Annotated in this window: 10 protein-coding genes; 5 read left to right on the forward strand and 5 right to left on the reverse strand. The window is 71.8% G+C overall.

Annotated features, from left to right (window positions below; translation table 11 throughout):
- Nucleotides 1-2: 2 nt before the first annotated feature.
- Nucleotides 3-1,871 (reverse strand): translational GTPase TypA, encoded by a 1,869-nt coding sequence (typA, locus tag E1166_RS24310; protein ID WP_132342292.1) that lies wholly within the window; start codon nucleotides 1,869-1,871, stop codon nucleotides 3-5.
- Between the two features lie 742 nt (nucleotides 1,872-2,613).
- Here typA and E1166_RS24315 point away from each other — a divergent pair.
- A complete protein-coding gene (locus E1166_RS24315; protein WP_132342293.1) occupies nucleotides 2,614-3,498 on the forward strand; it encodes a hypothetical protein in 885 nt (294 codons plus the stop codon).
- Nucleotides 3,499-3,583: 85 nt separating this feature from the next.
- On the opposite strand, the gene E1166_RS24320 is transcribed toward E1166_RS24315, so the two are convergent.
- Nucleotides 3,584-3,787 carry a cold-shock protein gene (locus E1166_RS24320; RefSeq protein ID WP_132270859.1) on the reverse strand — a complete coding sequence of 68 codons (204 nt, stop codon included), beginning with the start codon at nucleotides 3,785-3,787 and terminating at the stop codon, nucleotides 3,584-3,586.
- Between the two features lie 182 nt (nucleotides 3,788-3,969).
- Here E1166_RS24320 and E1166_RS24325 point away from each other — a divergent pair, with 182 nt between their 5' ends.
- A complete protein-coding gene (locus E1166_RS24325) occupies nucleotides 3,970-4,653 on the forward strand; it encodes a 50S ribosomal protein L11 methyltransferase (RefSeq protein WP_132342294.1) in 684 nt (227 codons plus the stop codon).
- Between the two features lie 25 nt (nucleotides 4,654-4,678).
- Here E1166_RS24325 and E1166_RS24330 read toward each other — a convergent pair whose 3' ends face one another.
- Together E1166_RS24330 and E1166_RS24335 are read right to left on the reverse strand one after the other, a co-directional pair.
- Complete coding sequence (locus E1166_RS24330; RefSeq protein ID WP_132342295.1) at nucleotides 4,679-5,332, reverse strand: MBL fold metallo-hydrolase; 654 nt, start codon at nucleotides 5,330-5,332, stop codon at nucleotides 4,679-4,681.
- Nucleotides 5,333-5,340: 8 nt separating this feature from the next.
- Complete coding sequence (locus E1166_RS24335) at nucleotides 5,341-6,057, reverse strand: maleylpyruvate isomerase family mycothiol-dependent enzyme (RefSeq protein WP_132342296.1); 717 nt, start codon at nucleotides 6,055-6,057, stop codon at nucleotides 5,341-5,343.
- A gap of 174 nt (nucleotides 6,058-6,231) precedes the next feature.
- Between E1166_RS24335 and rsgA the strand changes: the two genes are divergently transcribed.
- The 3 genes from rsgA to E1166_RS24350 all read left to right on the forward strand — a co-directional run bounded on the left by rsgA (nucleotide 6,232) and on the right by E1166_RS24350 (nucleotide 11,169).
- A complete protein-coding gene (gene rsgA / locus E1166_RS24340; RefSeq protein ID WP_132342297.1) occupies nucleotides 6,232-7,308 on the forward strand; it encodes a ribosome small subunit-dependent GTPase A in 1,077 nt (358 codons plus the stop codon).
- Between the two features lie 264 nt (nucleotides 7,309-7,572).
- Nucleotides 7,573-10,512, forward strand: a complete 2,940-nt coding sequence (gene uvrA / locus E1166_RS24345) for an excinuclease ABC subunit UvrA (protein ID WP_132270471.1) — start codon at nucleotides 7,573-7,575, stop codon at nucleotides 10,510-10,512.
- Between the two features lie 183 nt (nucleotides 10,513-10,695).
- Complete coding sequence (locus tag E1166_RS24350) at nucleotides 10,696-11,169, forward strand: Rieske (2Fe-2S) protein (protein ID WP_132270468.1); 474 nt, start codon at nucleotides 10,696-10,698, stop codon at nucleotides 11,167-11,169.
- A 68-nt stretch (nucleotides 11,170-11,237) separates the two neighbouring features.
- On the opposite strand, the gene E1166_RS24355 is transcribed toward E1166_RS24350, so the two are convergent.
- The coding region (locus tag E1166_RS24355) for a penicillin acylase family protein (protein ID WP_132342298.1) at nucleotides 11,238-14,336 on the reverse strand (3,099 nt) is incomplete at its 5' end.

The following is a 14,336-nucleotide window of genomic DNA, read 5'->3' on the forward strand; positions in this document are numbered from 1 at the left end:
GGTCAGTGGGCGTGTTTGCGACGGGCGGCGGTACGGGCGCGCTGCGTCTGGTCGAGGACGACCTTGCGGATGCGCACGGCGGCCGGGGTCACCTCGACACACTCGTCCTCGCGGCAGAACTCCAGCGCCTGCTCCAGCGACAGCTTGCGCGGCGGAATCAGCTTCTCGGTCTCGTCCGCCGTCGACGAGCGCATGTTGGTGAGCTTCTTCTCCTTGGTGATGTTGACGTCCATGTCGTCGGAGCGGGAGTTCTCGCCGACGATCATGCCTTCGTACACCTCGGTGCCCGGCTCCACGAAGAGCTGGCCGCGCTCCTGGAGGTTGGTCATGGCGAACGCGGTGACCGCGCCCGCGCGGTCAGCGACCAGCGAGCCGTTGTTGCGGGTACGCAGCTCGCCGAACCAGGGCTCGTAGGACTCGAAAACGTGGTGCAGGATGCCGGTACCCCGGGTCTCGGTGAGGAACTCGGTGCGGAAGCCGATCAGGCCGCGCGCCGGCACGAGCCACTCCATCCGGATCCAGCCGGTGCCGTGGTTGACCAACTGCTCCATCCGGCCCTTGCGGGTCGCGAGGAGCTGGGTGATCGCGCCCAGGTACTCCTCCGGGGCGTCGATGGTCAGCCGCTCCACCGGCTCGCAGGTCCTGCCGTCGATCTCCCGGGTGACGACCTGCGGCTTGCCGACGGTGAGCTCGAACGACTCGCGGCGCATCTGCTCGACCAGGATGGCCAGCGCCAGCTCGCCGCGGCCCTGCACCTCCCAGGCGTCCGGCCGCTCGGTGGGCAGGACCCGCAGTGACACGTTGCCGACCAGCTCCTTGTCGAGCCGGTCCTTCACCATCCGGGCGGTGACCTTGGCGCCCTTGACCCGGCCGACCAGCGGCGAGGTGTTGGTGCCGATGGTCATCGAGATGGCCGGCTCGTCGACGGTGATCAGCGGCAGCGGGACCGGGTTCTCCGCGTCGGCGAGGGTCTCACCGATCATGATCTCCGGGATGCCGGCGACGGCGATGATGTCGCCCGGCCCGGCGGAATCGGCGGGCTTGCGCTCCAGGCCCTCGGTCATCAGCAACTCGGAGATGCGGACCCGCTGCGTGTTGCCGTCGGTGCGGCACCAGGCCACCGTCTGGCCCTTGGCGATGGTGCCCTGGCGGACCCGGCACAGCGCGAGCCGGCCGAGGAACGGCGAGGCGTCGAGGTTGGTGACGTGTGCCTGCAGCGGCGCGTTCTCGTCGTACGCGGGCGGCGGGATGGTGTCCAGCAGGGTGCGGAACAGCGGTTCCAGGTTGTGGCTGTCGTCCGGCACCGCGCCGTCGGCGGGCTGGGTCAGCGAGGCGATGCCGTCGCGGGCGCAGGCGTAGACGATCGGGAAGTCGATCTGCTCCTCATCGGCGTCCAGGTCGAGGAAGAGCTCGTAGGTGTCGTCCACGACCTCCTTGATCCGGGCGTCCGGCCGGTCCACCTTGTTGATCACGAGGATGATCGGCAGCCGGGCGCGCAGCGCCTTGCGGAGCACGAAACGGGTCTGCGGCAGGGGGCCCTCGCTGGCGTCGACCAGCAGCACCACCCCGTCGACCATGGTCAGGCCCCGCTCGACCTCGCCGCCGAAGTCGGCGTGCCCCGGGGTGTCGATGATGTTGATGGTGACCGGCTCGGAACCGTCGGCCGGCATGTACCGCACGCCGGTGTTCTTGGCCAGGATGGTGATGCCCTTTTCCCGCTCGAGGTCCATCGAGTCCATGACGCGCTCGGTTACCTCGCCACGGGCGCCGTAGGCGCCGGCCTGCCGCAACATGGCGTCGACCAGGGTCGTCTTGCCGTGGTCGACGTGGGCGATGATGGCGACGTTGCGGAGGTCGGTGCGAAGCTGCATACCCTCCATACTCCTGTCTGCGGTTGCCGGGGCGCGTGCCGGGGTCATTCCCCGGGACCGCCCGGATCTTTGCCGAAGCTGCTGTTCCGACCGTTTCTGCGGCAGACATGCTGGCCCCTGGTGGTGCCGGGGGCCGGAGGCACGGGCTGCCGACGCGCCGCAGGGCCGGCCGACCCGGGTGCTCCACCAGGTCGCCGTGACGGGCGTCACGGGCGACGTCGTGGTGATCGTCGGTCGGCTGGTACCGGGAGCGGCACCCTGCTGCTGGTCGGCTTCCTAGCGTACGCGGACCCGGCCCGGCTCGTCCGGGCGCTGTGGGTGATCCCGGCGGTCGTGACCCGCGACACACCGCATCATCCGCGCCGGGTGGGCCGGTGCGGGCGTGCGGCCGGGCGCGGCCACGGGGCCATGGATCGCCCTCACGGCCGGACGGTGGAACGCCGTGAGGCCCTTTTTCCTCACCCTTCGCAGTGGGCGGGAGGGTGCCTGCTTCTCCATTCGGCCGCCTCAGGTGCTGCTCCCAGCGGCCTCTCAGGTTCGAGCCATCTGAAGATAGCCCCTTTGACCTGGGAATTTATCTGTCTCAACGGATAGCGTACGGATAAGCCCGACGATGTGCACCCCAACGGTCGGGCCGCCTCCGGACCGAAACCCCGCTACGCGCAGTTACTGCCTGCCCGACCGGTGACCCTGACGTTGACAGCAGCCGGCGTCGCGGGGGCGGCTGCGAAAGGGGGACTCCATGACCATTGCCCCGGCCAACCTGCTGGCCGTCCGCCGGCTCCTGCTCAACACGTTGAACGTCGACCCGGGCAGGACCCGCGACGAGGACCTGGAACCCGCCGAGGTCGGCATCGTCGGCGACCCGGCACATCGGGGCGGCTACCACTGCGGCTCGGACCGGGTGGTCGCCGGCGACTACTCGGTCGTCGAGTCGCCGCGGGACTCCGCCGGCCTGACCCTGTACGCCTCGGCCCTGGACGTCGGCCAGTTCCGGGTGCAGTCCGGTGGCCGCACCCACAACCTGCAGACCTTCTCCACCTGGTGCGTCGCCCAGTGCGTGGCGAACACCCCGGACAGCCGCGACATCCGCGAGATCATCTACTCCCCTGACGGGAGGGTGGTCCGCCGGTGGGACCGGCTCGGCAAGCGCGCCACCGGCGACAGCTCGCACCTGTGGCACACCCACCTCAGTTTCTTCCGCGACTCGACCAAGGCGAACCGGGACCAGACCCCGCTGTTCCGCCGCTACCTGACCACCATCGGACTGCTGGAGGACAACGACATGACCCCCGAAGAGCACGCCTGGCTGGACGCCGTCCACAAGGCCCTGACCGCGTTGGACGGTCGCAACTCGATCGGCCAGATCTACACCCGGATGGCGTTGGGCGAGGACCACACGAACCCGTCGTACGTGAGCCCTCACCCGACGCTGCGGTCGTTGGCCGCCCAGCTCACCGCGCTGCAGAGCGCGTTGGCCACGCTGTCGACAAAGGACTTCACCGACGAGCCGGCCATCATCCAGGGCGTACTCGCCGGCCTCAAGCCGGAGAGCATCGCGGCGGCGATCCCGCCGACCATGGCCAAACAGGTCGCCGACGAGCTGGCCCGGCGCCTGGTGGCGTGACCGCACGGTTACGGCCGGACCCGACCGGCCGTAACCGGACACGCGCAGTGGCGGCGACCGGACCGGCCGCCGCCACCGGCACGGACTACAGCGGACGGACGTTGTCCGCCTGCGGACCCTTCTGACCCTGGGTCACGTCGAACTCGACCTTCTGCGCCTCGTGCAGCTCCCGGTAACCGCTGCTGGCGATCGCCGAGTAGTGGACGAAGACGTCGGGCCCCCCGCCGTCCTGCTCGATGAAGCCGAAGCCCTTTTCCGAGTTGAACCACTTGACCGTGCCGGTTGCCATGCATCTCTCCCTGTTCACATCGGGTGACCCCCGCCGCGGCGGACGATCCCCCTGTTCCACCCCGACAGTAACCGGCCGATCCCCATTTTGGCGGCTGAAGTGCCGCAAGGCTGTCAGGAGAAAACGTCGCGCGTCGCGGCGGAAACGGAGCGGCGGGCAGCCGGGTCGGGCATGCTCGACCGGTGAACGGACAGAGCACGGCGGCGCTGGCCGTCCTGAAGCGGGAAATCGAGGCTCCGGGCGACGGGTTGGACCGCCTCCGGCTGGCCCCCACCCCGTTTGTGCCCGAAGTGTCCCTGCACCTGGCCGAGGATGCGATCGTCTGGTGGGCCCGGATGGAGGCGGCGGCCGGGCGTACCCTGCCGCCGCCCTACTGGGCGTCGGCCTGGGCGGGTGGGCAGGCGCTCGCCCGGCACCTGCTCGACCATCCCGAGCTGGCCTCGGGACGCCGCGTGCTCGACTTGGGTGCCGGCTCCGGCCTGGTGGCCATCGCCGCCGCGCTGGCCGGCGCCGCCCGGGTCGTCGCCAACGACATCGACCCGTACGCGGTCGCGGCGGTGACCGTCAACGCCCGCGCCAACGGGGTGGCGGTGGCGGTGACCGGAAGCGATCTGCTCGACGGTGACGCCGCCGGCGTCGACCTGCTGCTGGCCGGGGACGCCCTCTACGACGGCGCACTCGCCGGGCGGATGTTGCCGTTCCTGCACCGGGTCGCCGCCTCCGGCGTGGAGGTGCTGGTCGGTGATCCCGACCGGGGGCACCTGCCGGCCGCCGGGCTGGAGGTGGTGGCAAGTTACCCGGTGCCCACCACCGAACCCTCCGTCGACTCGCCGGTCCGCCGGGTCCAGGTGTTGCGGCCCCGCTGACCGGCGAGAAACCGCAGACCGGCAGCTACCAGCCGCGGGCGCGCCACTGGGACAGTGACGGCCGTTCCGCACCGAGGGTGCTGTCCTTGCCGTGCCCCGGGTAGAACCAGGTCTCGTCCGGCAGCCGGTCGAACAGTCGGTGCTCCACGTCGTCGATGAGCTGGGCGAAGCGCTGCGGGTCCCGGTCGGTGTTGCCGACTCCGCCGGGAAAGAGCGAATCCCCGGTGAACAGGTGCGGGGTGCCGGCCGGGTCGCGGTACAGCAGGGCGATCGATCCGGGGGTGTGGCCCCGGAGGTGGATGACCTCCAGCGCCTGCTCGCCCACCCGCACCAGGTCGCCGTCGGCGAGCGGCTGCGCGGTGATGGGCAGCCCTTCGGCGTCGTCGACGTGCACCAGGGCGCGGGCGCCGGTCTTGGCGACGACCTCCTCCAGCGCCACCCAGTGGTCCATGTGCCGGTGGGTGGTGACCACCGTGGCCAGGCCCGCGTCGCCGACGAGGTCCAGCAGGCGGGGGGCCTCGTTCGCCGCGTCGATCAGCGCCTGCTCGCCGGTGGCGCGGCAGCGCAGCAGGTAGGCGTTGTTGTCCATCGGGCCGACCGACACCTTGGTGACGGTGAGCCCGGTCAGCTCGCGCACGGCGGGCGGGCCGCCGGCGGTGACGCTCCCGGTGTAGCTCATGACGATGGCTATATCCATTCCGGTGGGGTCGGCAGCGGACCGTCCGGCGTGACGGCCAGCGTGTCGCCGCGGCTGCGGCCGATCAGCCAGGCGGCCAGCTCGGCGGGAGGCCCGGTGACCACGGGTGCGCCCTCCGGCTCGCCGATCACCAGGGCGTGCCGGGTGCCGTCGAAGCGCAGCACCATCGCCGGGGTGTCCGCGCGGCCGGTCAGATTGCTCACCACCTCGTGCAACAGGTGCTGGGCGAATGCCGGCGGCCAGTCCGCCGGCCGGTAGCCGACGGCGAGGTCCACGTGGTGAACCTCGACCTCGCGCAGCCGTCCCCAGACCAGCATGGCGGCCGGCCACGGGCCACGGTGCGTCTCGACCGTCGCCGACCATGCCTCGACGGGCATGGCGGCGACCGCCTCGGTGAAGCGCTCCGCCGAGCGGCGCAGGTCGTCCAGCTGGGCAGCCGGGGGGCGGGCGGAGCCGGCGGCGATGTCGGCGTCGCGGGCGGCGGAGCTGGCGTACTGCGGGATCCGCTCGCCGGTACGGGCCGAGGTGAGCAGGTTGACGAAGCCGTCGGCGTTGCGGGCCAGGTGGGTCAGCACGTGGCCACGGGTCCAGCCGGGCAGCAGCGAGGGCGCCCCGACGGCCTGGGCGTCCAGGGTCTCGGCGGTACGCAGGAGCCGGGCGGTGGCGTCCGCCAGCTCGCCGGTCAGCAGGAGCGGATCCGTGGTCACGGAACGACCCTAGCGTTCCCCGGTCGCCGCGTCGCCGGGGAAATGGCTTTCGGCGCGTCGGCGCGCCACCTACCGTCGGTCGCGACGCGGCACCGGGTCGACGGACGGGGGTGAGCATGCCGGTCGTAGCGCGGCTGTCCCGCCACCACCACCTTCGACACCGATGAGGATGCGATGAATATCGATCTTGCGGCGCTCGGCTTCGACGCCGAGCGGGCGGCGTACGCGCGCCGACGTCCCGGCCGCCGTCCGGGCCGGGTGGCCCGGGTCGACCGGGGTGTCTGCACCGTGCTCTGCGCCGAGGGCCCGGTCCGCGCCAGCCTGGGCCCGGGTGTGCTGGCCGCCGCGGCCCGGGACCTGACCGTCCTGCCCTGCGTCGGTGACTGGGTGTTGCTCGCCACCTGGCCGGACGGGCCGGTGACCGTCGACTCCGTGCTACCGCGCCGGACCGTGCTCATCCGGCGTACCGCCGGCCGGGACGCCAACGGGCAGGTCCTCGCCGCGAACCTGGACGCCGCCGCGGTGGTGGAGCCGGTGCATCCCGAACCGGACGTCGCCCGGATCGAGCGGCTGCTCTCCCTGGCCCACGAGTCGGGGGCCCGACCGCTGGTCGTGCTGACCAAGGTCGACCTGGCCGCGCAGCCGGAGGCGGTGGCCCGGCAACTCGCCGCCGTGGCGCCCGGGGTGCCGGTGCTGCCGGTCGCCGCCGAGCGCGGCGCCGGGCTGGACGCGCTGGCGCCGTACGTCGCGCCGGGCCAGACGCTCGGCCTGCTCGGCCCGTCCGGAGCGGGCAAGTCGACCCTGGTCAACGCCTTGGCCGGGGCGACGGTGATGCCGACGCAGGAGGTCCGCCGGATCGACGGTAAGGGCCGGCACACCACCACCTGGCGCGCGCTGGTGCCGGTTCCCGGCGGCGGTGCCGTGCTGGACACCCCGGGGGTGCGCGCGGTGGGCCTGCTGGACGGGGGTGCCGGGTTGGACCGGGCGTTCGCCGACATCGCGGAGCTGGCGAGCGGTTGCCGGTACGCCGACTGCGCGCACGAGGCCGAGCCGGCCTGCGCGGTGCGGGCGGCGCTGGAGAGCGGGGAGCTGTCGGCCCGGCGCTGGGAGAGTTGGCGCCGGTTGCAGCGGGAGGTGGCCTACGAGAGTCGCCGCCGGGAGGTCCGACTCGCCGCCGAGCGGCGCGGGGGGCGAGGAGTTCGTCGCCGCGCCGCCCGTCCGACGCCACCTGCGTCACCGCGGTCACCCTGAGTCGCCGCGGCACTGCCGCTGGGCGTCGGTGATCCGGTGGTGTTGCGGAACACGACACCCCAGAGAGCTGTCCCGCAACGCCACCTGATCATGGTGGGGCGGGGCCAGTCGGCCCCCTGTGAGCAGGGGGAATGGGTGCGTGCCGGGAATTGTCGTACCACGGGGCTAGAGTTGCTCGGGCGCCTTTCCCGCGCCGCAAACCGCTCAGACCCGCTCCGAGCGCACAGACCCGCCTCACTTTCTCTTTCCGGGAGCACACGCACCGTGGCCGACCGTCTGATCATCCGTGGCGCGCGCGAGCACAACCTGCGTGACGTCAGTCTCGACCTGCCCCGGGATGCCCTGATCGTCTTCACCGGGCTCTCCGGGTCGGGCAAGTCGAGCCTGGCCTTCGACACGATCTTCGCCGAGGGGCAGCGCCGGTACGTCGAGTCGCTGTCGTCGTACGCCCGGCAGTTCCTCGGCCAGATGGACAAGCCCGACGTCGACTTCATCGAGGGGTTGAGCCCGGCGGTCTCCATTGACCAGAAGTCGACCTCGCGCAACCCGCGCTCCACCGTCGGCACCATCACCGAGGTCTACGACTACCTGCGGCTGCTCTTCGCCCGCATCGGTGAGCCGCACTGCCCGGTCTGCGGCGAGAAGATCTCCCGGCAGAGCCCGCAGCAGATCGTCGACCGGGTGCTCGCCATGGCCGAGGGCACCCGGTTCATGGTGCTCGCCCCGGTGGTGCGCGGCCGCAAGGGCGAGTACGTCGACCTCTTCGCCGAGCTGCAGTCGAAGGGCTACGCCCGGGCCCGGGTCGACGGTGTGGTGCACCAGCTCACCGAGCCGCCGAAGCTCAAGAAGCAGGAGAAACACACCATCGAGGTGGTGATCGACCGGCTCAGCGTCAAGCCGAGCGCCAAGCAGCGGCTCACCGACTCGGTCGAGGCCGCCCTCGGCCTCTCCGGTGGCCTGGTTCTGCTCGACTTCGTCGACCTGGCGGAGGACGACCCGGAGCGGGAGCGCCGCTACTCCGAGCATCTGGCCTGCCCGAACGACCACCCGCTGGCCATCGAGGACCTGGAGCCCCGGGTCTTCTCCTTCAACGCGCCCTACGGCGCCTGCCCGGAGTGCACCGGGCTGGGCACCAAGAAGGAGGTCGATCCGGAGCTGCTCGTTCCCGACCCGGAGCGCACCCTGCGCGAGGGCGCGATCCAGCCCTGGGCCACCGGCCACAACCTGGAATACTTCCTGCGCCTGCTGGAGGCGCTCGGCGAGGCCGAGCACTTCGACGTGGACACGCCGTGGCGGGCGCTGCCGTCGCGGGCGCAGAAGACGATCCTGCACGGCTCCGGCGACCAGGTGCACGTGCGTTACCGCAACAAGTACGGCCGCGAACGCTCCTACTACACCGGCTTCGAGGGCGTGGTGCAGTGGATCGAGCGCCGACACTCCGACACCGAGTCGGAGTGGTCGCGGGAGAAGTACGAGGGCTACATGCGGGACGTGCCCTGCGCGGCCTGCGGCGGCGCCCGGCTCAAGCCGGAGGTGCTCGCGGTCACCCTGGCCGGGCGGAGCATCGCCGAGGTGTGCAACCTCTCGGTGGGGGAGGCCGCTGACCTGCTCGCCGGCATCGAGCTGACCGACCGGCAGAAGATGATCGCCGAGCGGGTGCTCAAGGAGATCAACGCCCGGCTGAAGTTCCTGCTCGACGTCGGCCTGGACTACCTCTCCCTGGACCGCCCGGCCGGCACCCTCTCCGGCGGCGAGGCGCAGCGGATCCGGCTGGCCACCCAGATCGGGTCGGGTCTGGTCGGCGTGCTGTACGTGCTCGACGAGCCGTCGATCGGTCTGCACCAGCGGGACAACCACCGCCTGATCGAGACCCTGCTGCGGCTGCGTGGCCTCGGCAACACCCTGATCGTGGTGGAGCACGACGAGGACACCATCCGGGTCGCGGACTGGATCGTCGACATCGGGCCGGGTGCCGGGGAGCACGGCGGGCGGATCGTGCACAGCGGCTCGGTGGCGGCGCTGCTGGAGAACGCCGACTCGGTCACCGGGGCGTACCTGTCCGGGCGTCGGTCCATCCCGACGCCGCGCCAGCGTCGCCCGCAGACCCCCGGGCGGGAGCTGGTGGTGCACGGGGCGCGGGAGCACAACCTGCGCAACCTGACCGTGTCGTTCCCGCTCGGCCAGCTCATCGCGGTCACCGGGGTCTCCGGTTCCGGCAAGTCGACGCTGGTCAACGACATCCTCTACGCGGTGCTCGCCAACCAGATCAACGGCGCCCGGCTGGTTCCCGGCCGGCACACCCGGGTCGGCGGGCTCGAGCACGTCGACAAGGTCGTCGGCGTGGACCAGTCGCCGATCGGCCGGACGCCGCGGTCCAACCCGGCCACCTACACCGGCGTCTGGGACCACGTCCGCAAGCTGTTCGCCGAGACCACCGAGGCCAAGGTCCGGGGGTACGGCCCGGGCCGGTTCTCGTTCAACGTCAAGGGTGGCCGGTGCGAGGCGTGCTCCGGTGACGGCACGATCAAGATCGAGATGAACTTCCTGCCGGACGTTTACGTCCCCTGTGAGGTCTGCAAGGGTGCCCGGTACAACCGGGAGACCCTGGAGGTGCACTACAAGGGCAAGACCGTCTCCGACGTGCTGGAGATGCCGATCGAGGAGGCGGCGGAGTTCTTCTCCGCCATCCCGGCCATCCACCGGCACCTGAAGACGCTGGTCGACGTCGGACTGGGCTACGTCCGGCTGGGTCAGCCCGCCCCGACGCTCTCCGGCGGCGAGGCGCAGCGGGTCAAGCTCGCCGCCGAGTTGCAGAAGCGCTCCACCGGGCGGACGGTCTACGTGCTCGACGAGCCGACCACCGGCCTGCACTTCGAGGACATTCGCAAGCTGCTGACGGTGCTGGAGGGCCTGGTTGACAAGGGCAACACGGTGATCACCATCGAGCACAACCTCGACGTGATCAAGACCGCCGACTGGCTCATCGACATGGGTCCGGAGGGCGGCCACCGGGGTGGCACGGTGCTCGCCGTGGGTACGCCGGAGGAGGTCGCGGAGGTGCCCGACAGTCACACCGGTCAGTTCCTGCGCCCGCTGCTCAAGCTCGACGGGGCGGCCAAGGGGGCCAAGGCGGCCACCACCCGGGCGGCGAAGGCCAACGGGGCCACGGCGACGTCGCGTACCCGCCGGGTGTCGGCCCGCTGAGCCGGCCACCTCGGCCCACGACCCCTTCGTCTCCGCAACGCCACGCCCCGTTCGCGGTGGCGCCGGTCGGTTGTCCGGTGGTGCCTGGTGTGCCGGCCGGGTGAACCGCCGGGCACGATGGTGCGTGTGCAGGGGTGCGGCCGGATTCACGCCGGTGGCGGCACGTCGAGAGAGAGGCCGAGGATGAGTGACGATGAGGTGTTGACCGGATCGGGCACGCGGACCCGCCGGGCCCTGCTCGCGGGTGCCGGCGCGGTCGGGGCGTCCGTGGTGTTGGCCGGGTGCGGCGGCGACGACGAGGGGGCGGCCCCGCCGGCGTCGACCCCGACCAGCGGCGGGCCCGGCGCGACCGGCGCACCCAGCGCCGCCGACGCGCCGTTGGCCCGGACCACGGACATTCCGGTCGGCGGCGGGGCCATCTTCGTCGAGCGCGGCGTGGTCGTCACCCAGCCCACCGAGGGCGAGTTCAAGGGCTTCGACCCGATCTGCACCCACCAGCGGTGCCCGGTGTCGAACGTCGACGGCGGCACCATCAACTGCACCTGCCACAACAGCAGGTTCGCCATCACCGACGGCTCGGTGCAGGGCGGGCCGGCGACCAAACCGCTGCCCGCCAAGCAGGTCAAGGTCGAGGGCGGGCAGGTCTACCTGGCCTGACGGGCTGCCCATCCGTCCTGACCAGCTCCGGCCGGCGCGGGGTCAGCGCGCCGGCCGGAGCACGCCGGTCAGCGGGCGTACACCGCCATCTCGTACAGCGAGAAGCCGTAGGAGGTGGCCCGGGTCAGCCCGTGCATCCGCACGTACCGGGCGTTCTGCGCCGGGAAGGCGATCACGTCACTGCCCCCGTCACCGGCCGTGGTGGACCAGACCTCCCGCCAGGTGGTGCCGTCGGTGGAGACCTCGATCCGGTACGACCGCGCGTACGCGGCCTCCCAGGCCAGACGTACCCGGCTGACCGGCCGGACGGAGCCCAGGTCGACGGAGAGCCACTGGCCGTCCGCCCGGGAGCTGGCCCAGCGGGTGTCCGGATCCCCGTCCACCGCCCGCGCGGCGGGCTGGAGGAACTCGGCGCTGGACGCGGTGGCCGGCCGGCCGAGGGCGAGGTTGGTCACCGGCGGGTCGCCACGCCGGGCCGGGAAGGACACCACCTGCTGGTAGGTGGGCCGGTTCTGCCAGGCGGTGGTGGCGTGCTTGATGCCGCCCAGCGGGGACTGGACGATCGCGTCGGCGCACCACTGGTCGCCGGCGGCGCAGGTGCTGTCGCCGGGGTAGGTCGTGGCGGCCGGGGTGGCCGCCGCGGCGCGCAGGGTGTCCAGCAGGACCTGCCGGCAGCCGGCGAGGTTGCCGTTGCCGCAGTACGTGCGGCCCAGGCCGCCCCGCACCGGGTCGCCGAGCACCGCCCGCAGGTCCTTGTCGACCCAGCCCCACCAGCCGTACTGCAACGCCGAACCCTTGTGCGCCTGGGCCTCGTTGGCCGAGCTGGGCAGGTTGGACAGGTCGCCCCGCTGGTGACCGGAGGGAGACTCGTTGACCTGCAGGGCGTTGACCAGCGCCTGGTAGAGGTCCGCGCCGAGCGGGGCCTTGAACATGCCCCGGACCAGCAGCGGCCACCAGGCGTCGAAGGTGCGGATCGCCTCCGCGTGCTGGTACACCTTCGAGCCCTTGGCGGTCTCCACCCGCAGCCCGCCGGCCTGCCGCCACGCCTTGAGCCGGCTGATCTCGCCGGCCAGCGCGCTGTCGGTGACCGGCTGGCTGTCCAGCACCCGGATCAGCTCGTCGAGCACCTCGACCGCCCGCAGGTCGGTCAGGCCGGCCTGCTGCACCAGCGAGACCAGCGAGGCCCGGTCGAACTTCCGGCCCGCCGCCAGGGCGGCCTTCATCGGCCTGTCCAGCAGGTCGCCCCGGTGCACGGCGCCGAAGCTGAAGTTGCCGTCGGCGGCGCCGAAGTCCTTGGCCTGCTTGTTGTTCCAGCTGATGTAGTAGTCCTGGTTCACCGAGTGCGGGTGGGCCGACAGCGGCGCGTACCGGGCGGTGTTCGTCGCCGGGTCGAAGTCCTGCCACTCGTAGGCGGGTTCGGCCTTCATCGGCAGGTTCGGGTTGCTGCCGGCGGCCCGCACCGGGTTGAGTCCGGAGTTGACGTACGCCGACTCGGTGGAGTTGACGTAGAACCAGTTGAAGGCGTACTCGACGTTGTTCGCCGAGGCGATGAAGGCCTGCGCCGAGCCCATCGCCGCCGGGTCGTTGAACATCTGGAACCCGATCGCCGAGTCGGCCTCGTGCTGGTAGGTCGAGCGCAGCTGGGTGAAGGCGTGCGGCCGGCCGCCGACGGTGCCGCGCCAGGAGACCAGCCCCAGTTTGGTGCGCCAGGCGACGAGCTTGTACGAGCCGGCGGGGGTGTTGTCGGCGACGCTGGGGGTCCACGTGTTGACGTGGGAGATCTCCTCCATCGGCAGGCAGGCGCCCCGGTAGAGGTAGTGGTTGCTGGACAGCGTCGGCGCGCTGCCGTCCGGGGTGCACAGCGGCACCGTGTAGGTGTCGGTGATGTCGTGGATGGAGGAGGTGGCGCTCCACGCGTAGTCCTGCCCCCGGCCCAGCAGCACGTACAGGTTGAGCCCGGCGAAGGCGGCGCCACGGGCGCTGATCCCGGGGCCCTGCAACTCCTGCACCATCAGCAGTTGGGGGGAGAAGTAGCCGGTCTGCGGGCCGAACACGGCGATCGGGTGCCCGGTGGCGGAGTGCGCGGCGCTGACCACGACGGCGTTGGACATGCCGCGGTGCTGCGGGGAGATGGTCAGCCCGGACAGCGCGGCGGCCAGCTCGGAGGAGCCGGTGGCGGTGGTGCTGCCGGCCGAGCCGGTCTGCTCGGTGACCACCGGTTCCACCCGGGCGGATCCGGCGTCGGGCAGCACCACGCTGGGCGCGTCCGGCGAGGCCGCGCCGTACGGGAAGCTCTGCCCGTCGTGCAGGGTCAGCACGGTCTCCGGGTCGTTCTGGCCGCGGAAGGCGCTCCACACCTTGTCGCCCTCGACGGTGCCGTAGCGGGCCCGGGCGGCGATCCGCACCAGCGCCGACTGCATCTCGGTGCCGCCTCCGCCGCCGAACAGGCCGCCGACCACACCGGCGATGGCGATCAGGTCGGTCAGCTGGAACGGTTTGGGACCGCCGGCGTTGGTGACCGAGTCGAGGTGTCCGGTGAGGACGTACTCACCGGGGCAGTTTCGGTTGGCCATGCAGGTGCGGATGTAGGCGTTGATCCCGGCGACGTACTCCTGGACGTCGGCGTAGAGCTGTTCGCCGCGGGCGCCGCTCTTGGCGCGCAGCGCGTCGATCTGCGCCCGCAGGTCGGCCTCGGTGTAGGGGGAGGTGCGCCAGACGCTCTGCTCCAGGGCACGGTTGCCGGGGGCGCCGCCGGCGAACGGGGTGAGGGTGCCGCGGCCGACGTGCCGCAGCAGGTCCATGGTGAACAGCCGGTCCTCCGCGCCGGCGTACCCGGCGCCGTACATGGTGCCGCCGCGGGTGGTGCCGGTGATGTGCGGGACGCCGGTGGCCTTGTCCCGCACGATCCGTACGTCGGCGCGGGGTGAGTAGTCCCGCTCGACCTGGCCGGGCGGCACACCGAAGGACGCGTCGTTGAAGAACGAGCTGATCTGGTCCTGCCGGAGGCCGGCGTAGGAGTACACCAGGTCGGCGTAGCGGCCGAGTTGGTCGGCGGAGTGTTTGGGCAGGGTGCCGAGGGCCTGGTTGCCGAGCACCTCGACGAGGGTGGCGTTGCCGTTCTGGCCGGGCGGCAGGATGTCGCCGCACTCGCCGAGGCAGTAGTCCTC

Origin of the sequence: Micromonospora sp. KC213 (assembly GCF_004348325.1) — a bacterium.
Lineage (GTDB): Bacteria > Actinomycetota > Actinomycetes > Mycobacteriales > Micromonosporaceae > Micromonospora.